At 64.7% G+C, this 18240-nt stretch carries 15 protein-coding genes; 9 read left to right on the forward strand and 6 right to left on the reverse strand.

Annotation, left to right across the window (positions count from 1 at the left end):
- Window positions 1-147 precede the first annotated feature (147 nt).
- Window positions 148-2196 (forward strand): transketolase, encoded by a 2049-nt coding sequence (tkt, locus tag BPHYT_RS30455; protein ID WP_012427980.1) that lies wholly within the window; start codon window positions 148-150, stop codon window positions 2194-2196.
- Window positions 2197-2214: 18 nt separating this feature from the next.
- A complete protein-coding gene (locus tag BPHYT_RS30460) occupies window positions 2215-3180 on the forward strand; it encodes a D-2-hydroxyacid dehydrogenase (protein ID WP_012427981.1) in 966 nt (321 codons plus the stop codon).
- Window positions 3181-3238: 58 nt separating this feature from the next.
- Here the strand turns inward: BPHYT_RS30460 and BPHYT_RS30465 are convergent, their stop codons facing one another.
- Window positions 3239-4015, reverse strand: coding sequence for an SDR family NAD(P)-dependent oxidoreductase (locus tag BPHYT_RS30465; protein WP_012427982.1), 777 nt, complete (start codon window positions 4013-4015; stop codon window positions 3239-3241).
- A gap of 197 nt (window positions 4016-4212) precedes the next feature.
- On the opposite strand from BPHYT_RS30465, the gene BPHYT_RS30470 reads away from it, so the two are divergent.
- On the forward strand, window positions 4213-4800 hold the full coding sequence (locus BPHYT_RS30470) for a TetR/AcrR family transcriptional regulator (protein WP_012427983.1): 588 nt from the start codon (window positions 4213-4215) through the stop codon (window positions 4798-4800).
- Window positions 4801-4886: 86 nt separating this feature from the next.
- Here BPHYT_RS30470 and BPHYT_RS30475 read toward each other — a convergent pair whose 3' ends face one another.
- Window positions 4887-6371, reverse strand: coding sequence for an esterase-like activity of phytase family protein (locus tag BPHYT_RS30475; RefSeq protein WP_012427984.1), 1485 nt, complete (start codon window positions 6369-6371; stop codon window positions 4887-4889).
- A 245-nt stretch (window positions 6372-6616) separates the two neighbouring features.
- Entirely contained in the window at window positions 6617-7588 is a 972-nt protein-coding gene (locus tag BPHYT_RS30480; protein WP_012427985.1) for a LysR substrate-binding domain-containing protein, read from the reverse strand.
- A gap of 101 nt (window positions 7589-7689) precedes the next feature.
- On the opposite strand from BPHYT_RS30480, the gene BPHYT_RS30485 reads away from it, so the two are divergent.
- The 6 genes from BPHYT_RS30485 to BPHYT_RS30510 all read left to right on the forward strand — a co-directional run bounded on the left by BPHYT_RS30485 (window position 7690) and on the right by BPHYT_RS30510 (window position 14041).
- The gene (locus BPHYT_RS30485) at window positions 7690-8772 is read left to right on the forward strand and encodes an ABC transporter ATP-binding protein (protein ID WP_012427986.1); all 1083 of its coding nucleotides are present in this window, start codon (window positions 7690-7692) and stop codon (window positions 8770-8772) included.
- A 65-nt stretch (window positions 8773-8837) separates the two neighbouring features.
- Window positions 8838-9551: an HAD-IA family hydrolase gene (locus BPHYT_RS30490; RefSeq protein ID WP_012427987.1), complete on the forward strand. Its 714-nt coding sequence runs from the start codon at window positions 8838-8840 to the stop codon at window positions 9549-9551.
- 4 nt (window positions 9552-9555) lie between these two features.
- Window positions 9556-10893: an NAD(P)/FAD-dependent oxidoreductase gene (locus BPHYT_RS30495; RefSeq protein ID WP_012427988.1), complete on the forward strand. Its 1338-nt coding sequence runs from the start codon at window positions 9556-9558 to the stop codon at window positions 10891-10893.
- Window positions 10890-11798, forward strand: a complete 909-nt coding sequence (locus BPHYT_RS30500; RefSeq protein WP_041759273.1) for an ABC transporter permease — start codon at window positions 10890-10892, stop codon at window positions 11796-11798. The genes BPHYT_RS30495 and BPHYT_RS30500 overlap by 4 nt, the downstream gene beginning before the upstream one ends.
- Window positions 11795-12589, forward strand: a complete 795-nt coding sequence (locus BPHYT_RS30505) for an ABC transporter permease (protein WP_012427990.1) — start codon at window positions 11795-11797, stop codon at window positions 12587-12589. Before BPHYT_RS30500 ends, BPHYT_RS30505 begins: the two co-directional genes overlap by 4 nt.
- A 24-nt stretch (window positions 12590-12613) precedes the next feature.
- A complete protein-coding gene (locus BPHYT_RS30510; RefSeq protein WP_012427991.1) occupies window positions 12614-14041 on the forward strand; it encodes an aldehyde dehydrogenase family protein in 1428 nt (475 codons plus the stop codon).
- Window positions 14042-14140: 99 nt separating this feature from the next.
- Here the strand turns inward: BPHYT_RS30510 and BPHYT_RS30515 are convergent, their stop codons facing one another.
- The 3 genes from BPHYT_RS30515 to BPHYT_RS30525 form a co-directional block, all read right to left on the reverse strand.
- A complete protein-coding gene (locus tag BPHYT_RS30515; protein WP_012427992.1) occupies window positions 14141-15820 on the reverse strand; it encodes a GMC family oxidoreductase in 1680 nt (559 codons plus the stop codon).
- 120 nt (window positions 15821-15940) lie between these two features.
- Window positions 15941-17002, reverse strand: coding sequence for an ABC transporter substrate-binding protein (locus BPHYT_RS30520; protein WP_193372840.1), 1062 nt, complete (start codon window positions 17000-17002; stop codon window positions 15941-15943).
- Between the two features lie 219 nt (window positions 17003-17221).
- Window positions 17222-18217 carry an ABC transporter substrate-binding protein gene (locus tag BPHYT_RS30525; RefSeq protein WP_012427994.1) on the reverse strand — a complete coding sequence of 332 codons (996 nt, stop codon included), beginning with the start codon at window positions 18215-18217 and terminating at the stop codon, window positions 17222-17224.
- Window positions 18218-18240 lie beyond the last annotated feature (23 nt).

An 18240-nucleotide genomic window follows, 5' to 3' on the forward strand; every position in this document is an offset into this window, starting at 1 on the left:
TTGATCTCCTGAAGCGCGAGGCCAGCGCCGTCTCGCCTCGCGCGATGTCCTTCCGCCCGCTGCTGCGGGCCACGCCATTCGCCTGATTCAATTCATCTGATTGCCGCCGCTGCCCGTAAAAGCAGCGGCGTAGAGGAGCCTTTTGCCATGTCCACCACCGAAGCCCCGTCTGCCGCATTGAATGCTTCGCCTGCTTCGATCACGCCGCAGGTCCAGGTTGCGCAAACCGCGCCCTTGCCGTTAGCCGACGCGATCCGCTTCCTTTCCATCGATGCGATTCTGCGCGCCGGCGAAGGCCATCAGGGCGTGCCGCTCGGCATGGCGGAAATCGCGACCGCGCTGTTCACGCGCCACCTGAAATTCAACCCCGCCGATCCGACCTGGCCCGACCGCGACCGCTTCGTGCTGTCCAATGGTCACGGCTCGCTGCTGCTGTACTCGCTGTTGTATCTCACCGGATATGACGCGATCGGGCTGGAACAGATCAAGAGCTTTCGCGAGCTAGGCTCGCATTGCGCGGGGCATCCCGAGTACGAACCGGCGCACGGTATCGAGGCGACCACCGGCCCGCTCGGCCAGGGCATCGCCAACGCGCTCGGCATGGCGATCGCCGAAGCGTATCTCGCCGCGAAATTCGGCAGCGATCTCGTCGACCACTATACGTATGCGTTCGTCGGCGATGGTTGTCTTCAGGAAGGCATCGGTCAGGAGATGATTTCGCTGGCCGGCCATCTGCAACTCGGCAAGCTGATCCTCTGCTGGGACGACAACCAGATTACCGACGACGGCAGCACTGCCCTCTCGATCAGCGAGGACGTCTGCGCGCGCTTTCGCGTCGGCGGCTGGCATGTCGTCGAGGTCGACGGGCACGATCTCGGAGCGGTATCGGCCGCACTGACGATCGCCCGCGCGGACCCGCGGCCTTCGATGATTGCGTGCAAGACCGTGATCGGCCGCGGCATCGCGCGTCTGCAAGGACAGCGCGGCGGCCACAGCGGCAAGCTGTTCCAGACGGACGCCGACGCGGCCCGCGACACACTCGGTTGGCCGCACGCCCCCTTCGAGATACCCGCGGAGATTCTCGGCGCCTGGCGCGCGGCAGGACGGCGAAGCGACCCGCAGTACTACGCGTGGCACGAACGTCTCGCCGCGTTGCCCGCCGCGCAGCGCGACGAGTTCGAACGGGTCCAGGCCGGCTATCTGCCGCAAGGCTGGCGCGACGTGCTGGACGACTACCGCAAACGCGCCGTGGAGCGCGACGAGCCGCAGCCAGGCATCACCGTGTCGGGCGAGATCAGCGACCTGCTCGCGCCGCTGTTGCCGGAACGCATGGTGGGCTGTGCCGACCTCGAAGCGCCCACCGGCCACAAGCGTCAATTGCACGCCTTTACTGCCGAGGACCGCAGCGGCGCCTACGTCCACTGCGGCGTACGCGAACACGTGATGGGCTCGATGGCCAACGGCATGGCCGCGCATGGCGGCGTGATCGCGACCAGCGTCACGTATCTCGCGTTCTCCGACTATCAGCGTCCGGCCATGCGCATGGCCGCGCTAATGGGCCTGCCGGTGCACTACGTGTTCAGTCACGATTCGATCGGCGTCGGCAAAAATGGCCCGACGCATCAACCCGTCGAGATTCTCGCCTCGCTGCGCGCAATGCCGAACATGCGCGTGCTGCGCCCCGCCGACGCCGTCGAAGCCGCCGAGTGCTGGGCGCTCGCGCTCGAACATCGGCGCGGGCCGAGTACGCTGGTGTTCGCCCGCCAGGCGCTGCCGTTGGTGCGCCGTGAATATAGCGCCGAGCCATTGTCGCAACGCGGCGCTTACGTACTCGAAGAGGCCGAGGGCGGCGCGCGTGTCGTGACGCTATTGGCGACCGGTTCCGAAGTCGCGCTGGCCGTGGAGGCACGCCGTCAGTTGCAGGACGAAGGCATCGCGACGGCCGTGGTGTCCATGCCGTGCTGGGAGATTTTCGACGAACAGGACGACGCCTATCGCACCGCCGTGCTTGGCGCGGGCACCGTGCGAGTCGGCGTGGAAGCGGCGTTGCGCTTCGGCTGGGATCGCTATCTCGGCGAGCGCGGCGGCTTTGTCGGCATGACGGGTTTCGGCGCGTCGGCTTCGGCGGAGACGCTGTACGAGCACTTCGGCATCACCGCGCAGCATATCGTCGCTGAAGCGAAACGGCATCTGTAAATCATCGGGGACATGACCATGCATAAGATCGTTTTTCTGGACCGCTCGACCCTCGCGCCGCAGATCGTGTTGCGTGAACTGCGCTTCGAGCATCAGTTGATCGAGCACGATCGCACTACGCCGGAGCAAGTGATCGAGCGACTGGCCGGCGCGTCGATTGCGATTACCAACAAGGTGGCGCTGAGCGCCGAAGTGCTGGAGCAGTTGCCGCAGTTGAAGCTCGTCGCGGTGGCCGCGACCGGCACGGATTGCGTCGACAAGGCGGCGGCTCAACGGCTCGGCATTGCGGTGAGCAATATTCGCGGCTACGCGATCAACACCGTGCCCGAGCATACCTTCGCGCTGATCCTCGCGCTGCGGCGCAATCTGGTCGCTTATCGCGACGACGTGCTCGCCGGCGAGTGGCAGAAGTCCGGGCAGTTCTGTTTCTTCACACACGCGATTCACGATCTGGCCGGCGCGCGGCTCGGCATCATCGGCGAAGGGGTGCTGGGGCAGCGTGTGGCGGAACTCGGCAAAGCCTTCGGCATGCAGCCGATGTTCGCCGCGCACAAAGGACGCGAAGGACTCGGCCCGCTATACACGCCATGGGACGAAGTGCTCGCGACGAGCGACATCATCACCGTGCACAGTCCGCTCACGCCGCAAACGCGCAATATGCTCGCCATGCCCGAGTTTCGCGCGATGAAGCGCCGGCCGTTGATCATCAACACGGCGCGCGGCGGACTGGTGGATGAAGCCGCGCTAGTCCAGGCGCTCGACGAAGGATTGATCAGCGGCGCGGGTTTCGACGTGACCGCAGGGGAGCCACCCGCCGACGATAATCCGCTGTTGCGCGCCGCCGGCCGGCCGAATGTGATTCTGACGCCGCACGTGGCGTGGGCGTCGGACGACGCGCAGCAGAGTCTCGCGAATCAGTTGATGGATAACATCGAGAACTTCGTCAACGATACGCCGATGAATCTGGTGAGCGGAGCGTATTGAGCTTGCTGGCCGCGCCGCTTGTACATCGAGCGACGCGGCTTCCCGCCTTTAACGCCGCTCAGGCTTGGCGGAAAATCGGCGCGCCCCACGGTGCCCCGATCGTGCCGCCATCCACGACGATTTCCGCGCCGGTCATTCCCGACGCGTCGCTGGAAGCCAGGAACAGCACTGCTGCCGCGACTTCTTCCGGCGCGGCGAGGCGTGCCATCGGCACGCGCGGCGCGAGCGCCTGTTCGGTTGCGTCGAGCGTCGCGCCCTCGCGCGCGCCACGCGTCCAGATCGGCGTGCGCGTGCCGCCAGGGATCACCGTATTCACGCGAATACCACGCTGCACCAACTCCGACGCGAAGACCTTCGCCATACCCGTGATGCCCGCCTTGGTGGCCGAATATGCCGAAGAACCAGGCGAGCCGAGTTCACGCATCACGGAGCCGTTCAATACGACCGCGCCACCCGCGCTCATCAGCGGCAATGCGGCTTGCACCGTCAGAAAGACGGCCGTCAGATTGGTGCGGAGAATGGCCTCGAACGCCGCGGCCGTCGTGCCGCCGAGCGGCGTCGGACCCGAGATGCCGGCATTCGCGAACACGATGTCCAGCGAGCCGAATTTGCTCTTGATCTGTTCAAACAACGCGTCGATGTCCGCTTCGTTGTCCAGATTGGCCCGCACGCCCAGTGCGTTTTCGCCGAGTTCCGACACGGCCTGATCCAGCTTCGCACTGTCGCGGCCGGTGATCACCACCTTTGCGCCTTCGGCAATCAGCAGCTTCGCCGTGACGAAACCAATGCCGCTATTCCCACCGGTAATCAACGCTGTCTTTCCTGAGAAACGCATCATCTCTCTCCTTGCTTGCGCCGCGAACGCGCCGGAAGTCACGGCCGTGCGACGCCTGTAACGGTTAAGCGGCCAAACGGCGCCGCCGCGTACGGACATCCGCGAAAGATGCCCTCATCCGACAATCTGCATGTTGATCATCATGCACATTTTCAGTATTATGCTCATCATGCAGATTGTCAAGAGGGGTGACGGAAATGGGCTACTCGCAGGCACAAAAGGCAGAAAGCCGTCAACGCGTGCTGGAAACAGCGGCGCGGCAGATTCGGGAAGACGGCATCGAGGCGCTCGGCGTGGCGGACTGCATGCGGCGCGCCGGTCTCACGCATGGCGCGTTCTACGGCCACTTCGAGTCGCGTGACGCGTTGATCGTCGAGGCGTTGGAGTATGCCGTCGCACTGAGCGAGAAACGGATCGCCACCACGGTTGCGGCGGCAAATGCGAGTGGGTCGGCGAAGAAAGAACCGTTGCGCGTGATCGCCGAAATGTTTCTCAGCGAGAAACACATCAAGGATCCGGGCAACGGCTGCGCGTTGTGCTCGCTTGCCGGCGAAGCGCGGCACGCGGCGCCAGCGGTTCGCGAGAGTTTGACGCAATACGTGCACAAGCTCGCGTCGCGCATCGCGCAGACGTTGGCCGGCGACAGCGAAACCCTGGCGCTCGGCATTGTCGCGACCATCGTCGGCGCGGTGACGCTGGCGCGTGCCGTCGACGAGCCTGAAACGGCCAGATCGATTCTGGCGGGCTCGCTGGATCTGATCGTGGCGCAAAGCGCCGACGCCTAGCTCGATGAAGTGGCGCCGGCTTGAACCCGCGCCGCCCTTCGGTTGCTTTAACGCGCGCGGGGAACTACGAGGCGTGCGTCAGCGGTTCAATGATCGTCGTCGCGTTCGGGGCCGCACATGCGGTCCGAGTCGCCGTGGTCGCGGCGGTGGTCGCCGTGATGATCGTCGTCCACGCCGGGCAGTCTTTGCGCCACGTAACCCGGCAAGTCGCTCGGGTCCCAGGCAAAAGCAAAAAACTGATTCGGGTTCGCGATACCCGCCGGGTGGTTGGTATCGGTGATCGTGCCTAAGAAGTCGTTGTCGTTAGCGACGAAAAGCGTGTGCTTCTTCACCCCGCCGACCACGACATCGGGACCGAATGCCAAACCTTCCAGCTTCGCCGGAATATCGTTCGCGTTGTAGCCGTGAGCGGTGAGCGTGGCAACCACATCCAGAAACAGCGTCTTCTGCACCGCATACGGCGCGAGGCCGACCTCGCCGCTCGCGTTGCTCACGTCCTGAGCGCCGTTCAGGTCGATATGGAACACCTTCTTGAACACGGCCGTCGAGTTATCGCCCAACCCCTGGCCATCGCGTTCGTCCATCAGCAATTCGTGATCGTTGACGGCCACCACGTCGCTAATGGTCGGATATTTGGGCTTGGCCGCCGTGCCGATGTTCGTCAGCGGATACGCGAACTGGGTCGTCCTGCCGGTGCGCACGTCGATCCTGACGATACGCGTGTACGCGCCTTTCGTGCCGCCGTCCTGGATCAGCGGGCTTTGCATCGCGCCGAACAGCGTCTTGCCGTCCGGCGAGATCGCGAGGCCTTCCATGCCCTTGTTGGCGACGCGGCCCGAGGTGTTCTGCGAGATTTCGTCGTTGCCGATCGGGCTCAGCGTGGCAACCGCGAACGCGTCCGGCAGCTTGTACGTGTCGATCCGGCGGCCGCTGCGGCGATCGAAGCGATACACGTAAGGGCCGTACTCGTCCGAGATGAAAACGCTCTCGCCGTCGTTGCTCACGCGCACGCTTTCGGGATCGAAGCGCGCGTCGCGGTCGTCCGTGGACAGGCGTGTCGGATCGAAGTTGTCCGAGCGGCCGGTAAAGTAGTTGGTGTGATTGCGGCGATTGAGCGCCGGCGCGCCGTTGGGCACGCCCGCGGCGGCGCCCGTGCCGTAGACCAGCTTGTCGTTGGTGTGGAGCAGCGTCGTGGCGAGCAGGGTCGGCGTCATCGTGTACGGAAGCGAGGCGCCGGCCGCGCCGGGTTTCAGGCGCAGGCGCAGAGTCTGAAAACGGTTGATATACGAAGCGGTGTCGTCGATTGCCGGGTTGTACGACACGGCATTCGGGCCACGGTCCGGCACGGCGACGAACGTATGGCATCCCGCGTAAGCCATGCCCGAGCCCAGACCGCCGAGCAGATTGCCCGGCACGCCGTTCTCCAGCGGCGCAGCGGTTTCCTTCGATAAGTCACCGGTGAGACCGCTCAGTTGACCGACCGCGATGAGATCGATGCCGGCATGCGCAGCCGTTGCGAAGAAAAGCGACGAAGCGATCGCTGTCAGAGCAAAGATTCTTGAACGGGACACGGTGTCTCCTTGATTGGAATGCCTGTTTGTCGACGGATCGGGCGCGCGGCGTCGTGCGTGGGCGCTTTTGTCCGCGTGGAGGTGCGAAAGAAGTGAAAGCGGGCCGGCCTGCGGCCCGTTGGCCGATTGAAGGCCGCCGGTAATATTGCGTGAGGTTCGTGACCGAATAATGACGTCTGGGACCAGCCTTGAAGCGACGGCGGCAGTATTGCACTGCGCCAGAAAGGTCGATGCGTGCCGGCGCCCTACCCGATCGCCAATCCCGCATCCGCCAGCGAACGCTTCAGCCCCAGCTTCGGATAGGCCCGATCGACCGCGCGCACGTCCGCGCGCGTTTCCTCGATGATCCAGTCGCGCACGTCGGCCGCGGCGGGCCGCAGCGCGCGGCTCTCGGGCCACACCAGACAACAGCGCCGGTTCGTGACGATCAGTTCCTGTTCGGCCGGCTGAAGCGCGCCTTCCAGCAGCCAGTGCGACACCACGTTCAGCCAGCCGAGCGCGACGCCCTGGCCAAGCAGCGCGGCCTGCACAACGATCGCATAGTCGTTGAAGCTCAACATGCTGGCGGCGTGACGCCCGTGTGCCGCGAACGCTTCAAAGCGGTCATGCCAGCCGCGTTCGCCGTCGTCCATGACGATCACTGTGTCGCCGTGCGCGCGCCCCGCCTCGGTGGCCGCGATCTCGTCATAGCGCCGGTTGCACACCGGCAGCAAGGTCTCCGGCATGACCAGCACACTGTTCTCGCCGATCTCGTCCTCACGCCGAAAGCGCATGCCGAGATCCACATCGACGAGCGGCCCGCCGATGCGCCCCGAGATCAGCTGGAACCGCAAGTCGACATTTGGAAACGCCTGGTTCAGCCGGTTCATGCGCGGCATCAGCCAGTGCGTGGTGAAAGCGGTGGACACCGAGAGCGTGACCGACTCCACACCGGTGGCGCGCGCCTCGATCTCGCGGATCGCGCCTTCAATACCGTTGAAGCCCTCGGAAATCTTCCGGTAAAGAATCTTGCCGTTCTCGGTGAGCTCAATACCGCCGCGCACCCGCTCGAACAAGCGCACGCCGAGATGGTCTTCCATGCGCGCCAGCATGCGGCTCACCGCGGGCTGGCTCACATATAACTCCTGCGCCGCGCGCGTGAAATTGCCGCAGCGCGCAGCAGCTTCGAACACGAACAGCGCATTGGCGCTCGGCAATTTTTTGCGGAGATTGGGCATGACCTGATGTTATGCCTTCTCCAACAATTTGGGAATTGCCGTCAAAAAGAGCGAAGCCTATATTTTCCCTAACGCAGGCTTCTACAGCGAGACAGGACGCAATGGACGCACGAGCGAAAACAGGTGTTTCGATCCGATCGGCAGCGAAACGTTATGGCCAGGTGGTGGCCCTCGACGACGTTTCACTCGACATCGCCCCCGGCGAATTCGTCTCGCTGCTCGGCCCTTCGGGCTCGGGCAAGACGACCCTGCTCGGTATTCTCGGCGGCTTCGTGCAGCCGAGTTCGGGCGCGGTCTGGGTCGGCGAGCGCGACATTACATTTGCGCCGCCGCATAAACGCGACATCGGTATCGTGTTTCAGAACTACGCGTTGTTTCCGCACATGAGCGTCGGCGAGAACGTCGCGTTTCCGTTGCGCGCGCGCCGTCAGCCGAAAGGCACGTGGGCGAAGAAAGTCGCCGACGCGCTCGCCATGGTCGAGCTCTCCGGCTACGAAAGCCGCGGCATCTCCCAGCTTTCCGGCGGTCAGCGGCAGCGCGTGGCGCTCGCCCGCGCGATGGTGTTCGAGCCGCAACTGATCCTGATGGACGAGCCGCTTTCCGCGCTCGACAAGCAACTGCGCGAAACCATGCAGATCGAACTGCGGCGGCTGCATCGCAAGCTCGGCGCGACGATCGTCTATGTGACGCACGATCAGCGCGAGGCGCTCACCATGAGCGACCGCGTAGCCGTGCTGAAGAACGGCCGGCTGGTGCAGATCGACACGCCCGAGCGGCTCTACGACCGCCCGTGCGATGCGTTCGTGGCTAGCTTCATCGGCGAGGCGACGCTGCTCGACGTGACGCGTGCCGGCGACGACGCGGTGCGTCTCGGCGATACCGTGCTGCGCACCGCGCATCCGCTGCCGCATGGCAACAAACTGCTGCTCGCGGTGCAGACCGAAAAGCTCGTGATCGACGGCGGCGGCGGTGGCGGCAACGACGGCGTGAACCGCTTGTCGTGCCGCGTCACCGAGGTGCTGTATCAGGGCGAGAGTCTGCGCGTGTTCGCCGCGCTCGCCGACGGCACCGCCATCAGCCTCAGGCAACCCGGCGGCCACGACGCGCGCCGCCGCATTCCCGAGCCGGGCGCACAGATGAGCGTGACGCTCGACCCGCAAGACACGATCGTCGTGCCCGCCTGATTTTCTCCGCCCACGCGTGGGGCACTCCCTCTCCGATTCACCGCACATTGCAAAAGGATGATTTCATGAAGCTCACCGATTTCAAGGTCCTGACGTTCGACGTCGTCGGCACACTCATCGACTTCGAGCGCGGCGTGCTCGCCTCCGTGCGGCGCATTGGCGGCGCGAAAGCGAAGGACCTGACCGACGACCAGATCTTCGAACCGTACATGCGCGGCCGCGCCGCTTATCCGGGCCGTTCGAGCCACGAAATGGCGAACGTCTATCTGTCGCTCGCGAAAGAACTCGGTCTGCCCGACGACGCGCAATCCGCCGCTGCCTTCCAGCGCGACGTGCTCGAATGGCCGGCGTTCGCGGATTCGGTCGCGGCGCTCAAGCGTCTGCGCAAGCACTTCCGCCTGGTCGCGATGACCAACGCCGACCGCGTGGCGCTCTCGGCCTACGCGCACACGCTCGGCGACCCGTTCGACGACACCGTCTGCTGCGATGAAACCGGCGTCGCCAAACCCGACCCGCAATTCTTCGCGTACAACCGCGGCCGTCAGGCGGCGTTCGGCTACAAGTTCGGCGAAATCCTGCACACCGCGCAGAGCCAGTATCACGACATCGGCATCGCCACGAAGCTCGGTTACGCGACCTGCTGGATCGAACGCCGTCAGAACGTGAAGGGCTTCGGCGCCACGCCGGTGCCGGAAGCCGTGACCACGCCGACCTTCAAGTTCGCCACGCTCGGCGCGCTCGCGGACGCCGTCGAAGCCGAAGCACGCCTCGCCGCCTGAGCCGATGCTCGCGCCGATGAAACCGCACATGCCCGCGCCTGATTCGCTCTGGCGCGCGCTCTTCGCCGCATCGCCAGGCGCGGATGCGGCAGTCAGCACCGGCGTGCCGCTTGCACGCGATCTCGACGTCGAAGTCGCCGTGATCGGCGCGGGCTACTCGGGTCTCGCCGCCGCGTATGCGCTGCAAAACCGCGGCGTCGACTGCGTGGTGCTCGATGCGAATCCGGTCGGCTGGGGCGCGAGCGGGCGTAATGGCGGCGTGGTGTCGTCGAAGTTCAGATTGTCGTTTCCCACCATCGACAAGCTGAACGGCCTCGATACCGCGAAGCGTATGCATCGGCTCGCGCATGAAGGCGTGCGGGTCGTCGAGACGCTGGTCGATGAATTCCAGTTGGCACGCGCCCGCTTTGAACATACCGGCAGTTTGCGCTGCGCTCATACGGAGACTGCGCTCGCCGCGATTCGCGCTGAGGCCGACTGGGTTCGCACGAATCTCGGCGATACCTCGATGACCGTGCAATCGCGTGCCGAGATCGAGCACGAGACGGGTTCGAAAGGTTTTGTCGGCGGCGTGCTGAGCGCGGACGCCGGCACGATTCTGCCGCTCGAATACGTGCGCGGACTCGCGCGCGGGCTCACGCTGCGCGGCGTGCCGATTTACGAATCGACGCCCGTGCAGCAGATGCAACGCACGCCCGGCGAGAACCGCGTCACACTGCGCACGCCAGGCGGCACGGTGCGCGCGAAGCAGGTCATCGTTGCGACCAATGCGTATTCGGATCTCACGGCGGCCACCTCGGCGTATCAGCGCGAACTCGTGCCGTTTCGCAGCGCGATGATCGCCACCGAGCGCCTGCCCGCCGACCTCGATGCGCGTCTGATGGTCGAGCGCCGCAGCTACACGGAAACCCGGCGCATGATGAAGTGGTTCCGCAAAGTGGACGGCCGCATGCTGTTCGGCGGCCGCGACGCGTTCGGCAAGGAAGGGCAAACCACCGGCTTCGACGCGTTGCAACGCGCGATGGTCGCGCTCTTTCCCGATCTCGCGGACGTGCGCGTGGAATATCGCTGGTCGGGTTACGTGGGTATGACGTTCAATTCGCTGCCGCATGTCGGACGCAGCGATGACGCCACGACCTTTTGTCTGGGGTATAACGGGGCAGGCGTCGCGATGGCGAGTCTGCTCGGCCAGCATGCCGCCGCGCTCGCGCTCGGCGAAACGCCCGAGCTTTCGCTGCTCGGCGCGCCCGGTCTGCGGCCCGTGCCCTTTCATTCGCTGCGCGCGCCGGGTGTGCGACTCGTCGCGGCGTGGTATCAGTTTCTCGACGCCGTAGGTGCATGATGACAACCGCCAAACGGATGCTCCAGGGAACCACCTTGATGCAGGCCACCGAGTCCGATCCCGCCGCGCGCTATCAGCGCCGCGAAGATCGCACCATGCTTCTTCTGATGACGCCCGCGCTCCTCGTGATCGTGGTGCTGCTGGTCGTGCCGCTCGCGTGGCTGTCGTGGCAGTCCATCTATCACGACGGCTTCACGCTCGAAAACTATCGGCGCATGTTCACCGGCGCTTACCTCGAGACGTTTCTGCTGACATTTAAACTGAGCATCGTCGTGACCGTCATCACGCTGCTGCTCGGCTATCCGGTCGCCTACTTCGCTGCGTCGCTGCCGCCGAAGCTGAGCGCGCTCGTGCTCGGCATGGTGATTCTGCCGTTCTGGACCAGCGTACTGGTGCGCACCTACGCGTGGCTCGTGCTGTTGCAGCGCACGGGGCTGGTCAACAAGGCGCTGCTCGCCTCCGGGCTCGTCGATCGGCCGGTGCAGCTCGCCTACAACCAGTTCGGCACGGTCATCGCAATGGTGCATATCCTGCTGCCGTTCATGGTGCTGCCGCTTTATTCGGCGATGCAGAAAATCCCGTCGAATCTTTCGCAAGCCGGCGCGAGTCTCGGCGGCTCGCCGCTCCATGTGTTCCTGCGCGTGTTCCTGCCGCTGTCGCTGAGCGGCGTGTTCGCCGGCGTCACGCTCGTGTTCGTGTTGTGCCTCGGCTTCTACATCACGCCTGAACTGATGGGCGGCGGCAAGTCGATCATGGTGTCGATGGTGGTGAGCCGCAACGTCGAGATCTACAACAGTTGGGGTGCGGCGAGCGCGGTGAGCGTCGTGCTGCTGATCTGCGTGTTCGCGATTTTCTACGCCGCGAGCCGCGTGGTGCCACTCGAAAAGACCCTGGGCGCGAAATGAACAAACTCCCGTTCGGACGGATCGTCCTCGGCGCGAGCGTCGTGCTGATTCTGCTGTTCCTGATGGTGCCGGTGCTAATCGTGGTGCCGCTGTCGTTCTCCGACACGCGCTTCATGACCTTCCCGCCGCCCGCCTACTCGCTGCGCTGGTATCACTCGTTCTTCGACAATCCCGCATGGATCGACGCCGCGCGCACCACGCTGACCGCTTCGATCTGCGCCGCGCTGATCGCCACGCCGCTCGGCGTGGCCGCCGCCTACGCGATCCAGAACGGCACGCATTGGATCATGCGCTATCTGCGCACACTGCTGATGCTGCCGTTGATGGTGCCGATCATTATCGTCGCGGTGGGCGTGTTCTTCGTCTACTCTCAGGCCGGCTATGTGAATACGCTTGGCGGCCTGATACTCGCCGATACGATGCTCGGGCTGCCGTACGTGCTGATTTCGGTCGGCGCCGATCTGCGCACCTTCGACCGCACGCAGGAGATGGTCGCGCGCAGCCTCGGCATGAATCGCTTTCGGAGTTTCATGACGGTGACGCTGCCGCAGATCAAGGCCAGTGTGATCTCCGGCGCGGTGTTCGTGTTCATTCAGGCGCTCGACGAAACGGTGGTCGCGCTCTTCGTGTCGGGCGGTTCGAACCAGACGCTGACGCGCCGCATGTTCGTGACGCTGCGCGACGAGATCGATCCGACCATCGCCGCGATCAGCACGATGCTGACCGCACTGACGCTGTGCCTCGTGATGATCGTCGTGGTGAGCCGCCGCTCGGGCGCGGCGCGCGCCTAACCTCGTTCTGAAGATAGCCAATACATGGTCAATGCACTGAAGTTTTATATCGATGGCGCTTGGGTCGAGCCGTCCACCAACGCCCGCCGTGCCGTGGTCGATCCGTGTACCGAGCAACCCATCGCCGAAGTGGCAATGGGCACGCCCACTGACGCCGATCGCGCGGTAGCCGCCGCGAAGCGCGCGTTCACGTCGTTCTCGCAGACCACGCCGGCCGAGCGCCTCGCATTGATCCGCCGCATTCTCGAAGTATTTCTCGAACGTCACGACGAAATGGGCGACACGATCTCGCGCGAACTCGGCGCCCCGCGCGCGATGGCGCGTGCGTGGCAAGCGGGGATCGGGCGGCGGCATCTCGAAGAACTGATCCGCACGTGCGAAACATTCACGTGGCAGCGCAGGAAGGGCAGGACGCTCGTCAATCACGAACCGGTCGGCGTGGTCGCGCTGATCACGCCGTGGAACTGGCCGATCAACCAGATCGTCTGCAAGGCCGCGCCCGCGATTGCGGCCGGTTGCACGATGGTGCTCAAGCCAAGCGAAGTCACTCCCCTCAATGCCTTGCTATTCGCGGAGATACTCGACGCGGCGGGCGTGCCGCCGGGCGTCTTCAATCTCGTCAACGGCGACGGGCCGACTGTCGGCGCGGCGCTCGCGGCGCATCCCGATGTCGATATGGTGTCGTTCACCGGTTCGACACGCGCGGGCGTCGAGATAGCGAAGCTCGCGGCGCCGACCGTGAAGCGCGTGCATCAGGAACTGGGCGGCAAGTCCGCGAACATTCTGCTGGACGACGTCGATTTCGAAGCGGCTGTCACGGCCGGCGTCGACTCGTGCTTTAGCAACAGCGGCCAGTCGTGCAATGCGCCGACACGCATGCTCGTGCCCGCGGCGCGCCACGACGAAGCAGTGGAGATCGCGCGGCGCGCGGCGCAGGCGCAACGCGTTGGCCCCGCCGACCACGAACGCACGACCATGGGTCCGGTGGTCAACAGCGTGCAGTTCGAGCGTGTGGAGCGGCTCATTGCGGCTGGCATCGACGAAGGCGCACAACTCGTGGCGGGTGGCCTCGGGCGCCCGGCGGGTCTTGAACGCGGCTATTACGTACAACCGACGGTCTTCGCGGATGTGCACCCTGCCATGACGATCGCGCGCGAAGAGATCTTCGGCCCGGTGCTCGCGATCATGCCGTATCGCGATGAGGAAGAAGCGATTGCGATCGCCAACGACAGTCCCTTCGGGCTCGCGGCTTATGTTCAATCCGCCGATCTGGAGCGCGCGCGGCGGGTGGCGTTCAGACTTCGTGCCGGCAGCGTGTATCTGAACTATCCGTCGTGGGATGCGGGCTCGCCGTTCGGCGGGTACAAGCAGTCCGGCAATGGGCGTGAATACGCTGAGTGGGGGCTCGAGGCGTTTCTCGAGGTGAAGGGTATTGTCGGGTTTGGCGAGTGAGCGTGCTCTGGCCTTCTTGCGCTTCGCCGGACCGTTCACCGCTTGATGCTTGACGCCTGCCGGGCCGCTGCGTGTCAACGCGGCGGCCCTTCATCGCATTCACACACGCCCGCGCAACATATCCGCAATCCGCTCTGCGATCATGATGGTCGGCACATTCGTATTCGCGCACGGTATCGACGGCATCAGCGACGCATCGCAGACGTAAAGTCCGCTGACGCCATACACTGCGCCGCGCGCATCGCAAACGGCGAGCGCGTCGTCGGCCGCGCCCATGCGGCAGGTTCCCGACGGATGCCAGGTGCCGCCGACCGAACGCGTGACGAACCGCGTCAACGCATGGTCGTCGGCGAGCAATTCGTTTAGCGTCACGCCTTGCGTGATCACGCTGCGCACCAGCCACGCGCGCAACGGTCCGGCAATGTCCAGCAACGTGCTCAGTATTCCGCGTTGCAACGCGTTCCACGCGCCCGGCACGGCCACGCTCGCGACGCGCGGTGAATAGCTCGACGGCAGCAGTGCATCGCGGTGCTTCGCCATCATCGGATCGGCGAGCGTGCGGGCGCCGAAGCACAGCGCGAGCTTCAGCCGCTCGAGATCGCGCGCGTCGGAGAGCATGTTGAAGTCGACGATGGGTTCATCCCCCGGATCCGCCGATGCGAGACTCACGCGGCCGCGCGAGTACGATTTGTTCACCCAGAAGAAGATCGTGCCGAGCCGGTGGCCGACCGAATGCCAACCCGAGCGCGACAGGATCGCACCGTGCATGTCACCGGGAACCGCCCCGCTCACGCCTGATGAAAAACGCACGATCGCCTGCTCGTGATGCTCGTCAGGATATAACGTGCGAGCGGCGCGCGGCAGAAACGCCGACACGGCAATCGACGGATGCTCCATCAGATTGCCGCCGACACCGCCTCGATCCGCCACCACCTCGATACCGTGCGCGGCGAGCTCGGCGGCCGGCCCGATGCCGCTTCGCATCAGCAGCGCCGGGCTGTGGATCGCGCCCGAGCAGACGATCACCTGTTTGGCGCGCAATGCTTCGCTCGCGCCGTCCTGGCCGACGACCCGCGCGCCAATCGCGAGCTTGCCGTCGAACAGCACGCGCTCGACGAGCGTGTGCGTGCGGATCGTCAGATTGGGGCGCGCACGCACGGTGTCGTCGAGATAGCAGACCGAAGTCGGGATGCGTTCGCCCGCTGCGCTCACCGCGATCGATCCAATGAACGTGCCGTCCTGCCACTCGCCGTTCTGGTCGTCACGCCGCGGATGGCCGCGTGCGTCGAGTGTGGCGAGCACCGCGCGCGCGAATGGCGAGATACGCGCCCACGGCGCGCGCTGGATGCGAATCGGCCCGCTCTTGCCATGCAACGCACCGTCGAAGTCGCAATCGGTTTCCAGCTTGCGGAAATACGGCAGGCAGGCGCTCCAGTTCCAGCCATGTGCGCCGAGCGCGTGCCATTCGTCGTAGTCGGCCGGCGCGCCGCGATTCGCCATCAGCGCATTGATCGCCGAACCGCCGCCGAGCAGGCGCGCCTGTTCATAACGGCGTGTCGCGGCCGAGGCGCTCATGCGCGCCTTCAGTCGTTGCCAGATGTTCGCGGTGTCGAGATAGGCGCGACCGGGATAGCGGCTGCGCACTGCCTCGGGCATATCCGTTCGCGAGATATTGCGGCCGGCTTCGACGAGGCAGACGGTCTTGCCGGCGTCTTCCGAGAGGCGCGCAGCGAGCACGCAGCCGGCCGAACCGCCGCCGAGAATCAGATAGTCGATCACGTTCGATGAATGCGCAGACGATGAGCCGTGCGGTAGGCGCGAGAAGCGCTCAGCGGTGCGCGCGGAATTCGATGCGTTGGCGTTCAACGGCCTCGACTCGCGCGCGCAGCATGATGCCGCTTACTGCATGAACTTGAGCCAGCGCGCCTTCGCCTGGACGCCGGCGTCCGACGCCCACCATTCCTCCGACATCAATGCCTGTTTCGACGCATTCTCCGGCGAGCTCGGCAATTCGCTTGCGCGCTTGGCGTCGATCTTGCCCGTCTTGAATGCAGCCGGGTTGCCCGGGCCGTAGTCGATATAAAGCGGCAAGTTGGCCTGCAATTCCGGCGAGACCGCGGCGTTGATGAACTTGATCGCCTCAGGCAGATTCGGCGCATTCTTCAGCACGCAGAGTTGCGTGTCCTGCAGAATGCCATCGTTGAAGGTGAAGTCGACGTCGGGGTTGTCCTTACGCACCGCGCTTGCGCGGCCGTTCCAGATCATCGTCATGTCCACTTCGCCGTCGTGCAGCAATTGCGCCGACTGGCCGCCCGAGGTCCACCACACGGTCACGTCCGGCTTGATCTGCTGCAGCTTTTTGAACGCGCGATCGACGTCGAGCGGATAGAGTTTGTCGCGCGGCACACCGTCGGCGAGCAGCGCGGCTTCGAGCACGGTCTGCGGATCGTTACGCAATGCGCGCGTGCCGGGGAATGCCTTCACGTTCCAGAAATCGGCCCAGCTCTGCGGCACTTTTTTCAGCGACTTCTTGTTGTAGCCGATCACCGTCGAATAGAACTCATACGCGACCGAATATGGCGTGCGGTATTTCTCCGGCATGGCCGCCGCATTCGGAATCTTCGAGAAGTCCAGCTTTTCCAGCAGACCTTCCTTGCCGCCGCGCAGGCAGTTGGACGTAGGCGTGTCGACCACGTCCCAGATCGGCTTGCCGGTCGCGGCCTGGGCTTTGATCTGCGGCCACGCGTCCGGAATGCTGTCCTGGTTCACCGTGATGTTGAGCAGCTTCGCAGCGGGGTCGAGAATCGCCTTGGTCTGCGCTTCCTGATAGGTCCCGCCCTGGGAGACGAAAGTGATCTTGCCGGCGGCGGCAAACGCGGGCGTCAAACACGCGGGCGCGAGATTCGCGACACCGAGGATCAGAACTGCGGCAAGCGGGCGCAACATGGGCTTCTTGATCACGACGGGGTCCTCGAAACGGTTGAGCGAACAGATCGTCGATGTCATGCATCGTTGAGCCCAATATAGTGAGTCTATTTATCCTCCACAACGCCGGAATTGTTTGAGTGCCCATGACATCACGTTATGACCGGGCAAAACCCTGGTAAGCCGCGAAAACACCGGGCGCGTAAGCGCGAAGCGCGTGCCGCCGGCCGATGTCAGGTTATCGGCGCTCACGCGTCATGCCGTCGCGATGCGAGTATCGGAAATGGCGCGCACGTCGATGCGGCGCGGCAGAATCGCGTCGCGGTTGGCGCTGTCTGCGACCTTTTGCAACGCGCTGATATCCGCCTCGTTGATGAAGTGCTGTTTGAGCGACGCGCGTTGCGTAATGCGCTTCGCGGCATCGAGCGGCGAACGCGTCAGCGACGCGTAGATCTGCGCGTAGGCGTCGGGATGCGCGAGCGCCCAATCGCCCGCGCGCTGGAAGCGCAACAGCACGTCGGCAATCGCCGCGCGCTTGCGCGGTTCCGCGAGGGCCGCGCCCGAGGCCGTAATGAAACCGAGTCCGCTATTGATGCCGGTGCCGTCGCGCAGAATACGCGCGCCACGTTGCACGGCGATGCCGTAGTACGGATCGAACGTTGCCCAAACCTCGATCGATCCGGACGCGAAGGCGGCAAATGCATCGACGGGCAGAATGAAACGGACATTGACGTCCTCTTTCGAGAGACCGGCTTCGGCTAGCGCGCCATAGAGCTGGAACTGCGAAATGCTGCCCCGCGCGGACGAAACGAACACCGTGCGCCCTTTCAGATCCGCGACCGTGCGAATCTTCGAATCCTGCGCGACGAGAATGCCGAGTTGTTCGCCGGAACCGACGCGCGTCGCGACAATCTTTAGAGTCGGATCGCCGACGGCTGCGGCAAGCACCGGCAAATCACCGGCCGGCGCGAGATCGACGGCGCCCGCGCGCTGCGCTTCGAAGAGCGGCGCCGCGCCCTGGAAATTGGCCCAGCGAAACGCATACGGCGCGCCGTCGAGCACCTTGGCCGCTTCGGCCAACGCACGCGTGCCGCCTGCCTGATCGCCAAGCACGAGCGTGACCGGCGCGAGTTCGGCTGCCTGTACGCCGAGCGAATTGAATGCACCCGCTACGGCGCATGCCGGCACCGCGCTGAGAAGTTTAAGCGCGCGCCGCCGTGCGGAAAACGAAGTAGAAATGGAACCGGCCATATGTCCTCTCTGACGATATGCCC

It is taken from the genome of Paraburkholderia phytofirmans PsJN (assembly GCF_000020125.1).
In the GTDB taxonomy this organism is placed as follows: Bacteria; Pseudomonadota; Gammaproteobacteria; order Burkholderiales; family Burkholderiaceae; genus Paraburkholderia; species Paraburkholderia phytofirmans.

Coding starts and splice junctions, on each gene's coding strand:
- BPHYT_RS30490 (WP_012427987.1), top strand. CDS start 8,838: ATGAAGCTCACCGATTTCAAGGTCCTGACGTTCGACGTCGTCGGCACA.
- BPHYT_RS30480 (WP_012427985.1), bottom strand. CDS start 7,588: ATGCCCAATCTCCGCAAAAAATTGCCGAGCGCCAATGCGCTGTTCGTG.
- BPHYT_RS30485 (WP_012427986.1), top strand. CDS start 7,690: ATGGACGCACGAGCGAAAACAGGTGTTTCGATCCGATCGGCAGCGAAA.
- tkt (WP_012427980.1), top strand. CDS start 148: ATGTCCACCACCGAAGCCCCGTCTGCCGCATTGAATGCTTCGCCTGCT.
- BPHYT_RS30495 (WP_012427988.1), top strand. CDS start 9,556: ATGCTCGCGCCGATGAAACCGCACATGCCCGCGCCTGATTCGCTCTGG.
- BPHYT_RS30470 (WP_012427983.1), top strand. CDS start 4,213: ATGGGCTACTCGCAGGCACAAAAGGCAGAAAGCCGTCAACGCGTGCTG.
- BPHYT_RS30460 (WP_012427981.1), top strand. CDS start 2,215: ATGCATAAGATCGTTTTTCTGGACCGCTCGACCCTCGCGCCGCAGATC.
- BPHYT_RS30525 (WP_012427994.1), bottom strand. CDS start 18,217: ATGGCCGGTTCCATTTCTACTTCGTTTTCCGCACGGCGGCGCGCGCTT.
- BPHYT_RS30500 (WP_041759273.1), top strand. CDS start 10,890: ATGATGACAACCGCCAAACGGATGCTCCAGGGAACCACCTTGATGCAG.
- BPHYT_RS30510 (WP_012427991.1), top strand. CDS start 12,614: ATGGTCAATGCACTGAAGTTTTATATCGATGGCGCTTGGGTCGAGCCG.
- BPHYT_RS30465 (WP_012427982.1), bottom strand. CDS start 4,015: ATGCGTTTCTCAGGAAAGACAGCGTTGATTACCGGTGGGAATAGCGGC.
- BPHYT_RS30505 (WP_012427990.1), top strand. CDS start 11,795: ATGAACAAACTCCCGTTCGGACGGATCGTCCTCGGCGCGAGCGTCGTG.